Raw genomic sequence first — 1,477 nt, 5'->3', positions numbered from 1 at the left:
CTTAACCACTTATCCTTGCCAGCAACGTTAACTCGTAGGCTCATTATGCAAAAGGCACGCCGTCACCCCACGAAAGGGCTCCGACCGCTTGTAAGCGTATGGTTTCAGGATCTATTTCACTCCGTTATTCACGGTTCTTTTCACCTTTCCCTCACGGTACTGGTTCACTATCGGTCTCTCAGGAGTATTTAGCCTTAGCGGATGGTCCCGCCAAATTCAGACAGGATTTCTCGTGTCCCGCCCTACTCAGGATACCACTATCGTTATCTTCTTTTACTTATACAGGGCTATCACCTTCTTTGGCTTTACTTTCCAGTAAATTCTAATTCAATCCGCAACAAATAACGTGGTCCTACAACCCCAATATTGCCGTAACAACATTGGTTTGGGCTAATCCGCGTTCGCTCGCCACTACTTACGGAATCACTTTTGTTTTCTTCTCCTCCGCCTACTTAGATGTTTCAGTTCAGCGGGTTTGCCCACCTATCGGTGTACTATGTCTTCAACATAGTGGGTTGCCCCATTCGGGTATCTACGGATCAATTCGTGTGTGCCAATCCCCGTAGCTTTTCGCAGCTTATCACGCCCTTCATCGCCTCTGAGAGCCAAGGCATCCCCCATACGCCCTTATTTTGCTTATTGTACCAACACATTAATTAAAATGTGCCGTTTCTTTTACTTGTCTAATGATAAACAAGTAAAAAATGCTTTCTACTTTTTATTATTTTCTTATCTCAATATGTCAATGAACTTTTTTCTAGTGATTAGTCCTTAGTAATTAGTGATTAGTCTGTTGACTAATTACTTCTCACTGTTTACTATTCACTCGAATAGTGGAGAATAACGGAGTCGAACCGTTGACCTCCTGCGTGCAAGGCAGGCGCTCTAGCCAGCTGAGCTAATCCCCCAATCTTTTTTAATTATGAATTGTGAATTATGAAGTATGAATTCTATTCATAACTCCTCAACTCTAGAATTTCTTCTTTTTTTAAGTTAAATAGTTGTCTCGGACAGACTCGAACTGTCGACCCCTACATTATCAGTGTAATACTCTAACCAGCTGAGCTACGAGACAAGGTGATTTCTAATATATGATTAACGATTTCTGATCTCAGATTTAAATCTGCAATCAACAATCTGCAATCAACAATCTTAGATCGTTATCTTTAACTTAAATTGTATTATTTGAACTAACAGCAAGAGTAATAAAATGTTGGTATTTGTTTCCAACTTGAACTTTCGTCTTCTTTCCCTAGCGTGTATTGCTACTAACACTAAGGCTCTAGAAAGGAGGTGTTCCAGCCGCACCTTCCGGTACGGCTACCTTGTTACGACTTAGCCCTAGTTACCAGTTTTACCCTAGGCAGCTCCTTGCGGTCACCGACTTCAGGCACCCCCAGCTTCCATGGCTTGACGGGCGGTGTGTACAAGGCCCGGGAACGTATTCACCGGATCATGGCTGATATCCGATTACTAG

The 1,477-nt window shown here is 42.7% G+C and carries 2 tRNA genes and 2 rRNA genes; all 4 read right to left on the bottom strand.

Going from position 1 to position 1,477, the window contains the following annotated elements:
* Window positions 1–641: ribosomal RNA gene (locus tag E0F89_RS16990) — 23S ribosomal RNA — on the bottom strand; the annotation flags it as partial.
* A 193-nt stretch (window positions 642–834) separates the two neighbouring features.
* A tRNA-Ala gene (locus E0F89_RS16985) sits at window positions 835–908 on the bottom strand.
* A 93-nt stretch (window positions 909–1,001) separates the two neighbouring features.
* Window positions 1,002–1,075 (bottom strand) — tRNA-Ile (locus E0F89_RS16980).
* Between the two features lie 211 nt (window positions 1,076–1,286).
* Window positions 1,287–1,477: ribosomal RNA gene (locus tag E0F89_RS16975) — 16S ribosomal RNA — on the bottom strand; the annotation flags it as partial.

This window comes from Flavobacterium caseinilyticum (assembly GCF_004349085.1).
GTDB lineage: Bacteria > Bacteroidota > Bacteroidia > Flavobacteriales > Flavobacteriaceae > Flavobacterium > Flavobacterium caseinilyticum.
Note: the sequence above shows the minus strand (reverse complement) of the source record. Positions and strands in the feature narration are given on the sequence as shown.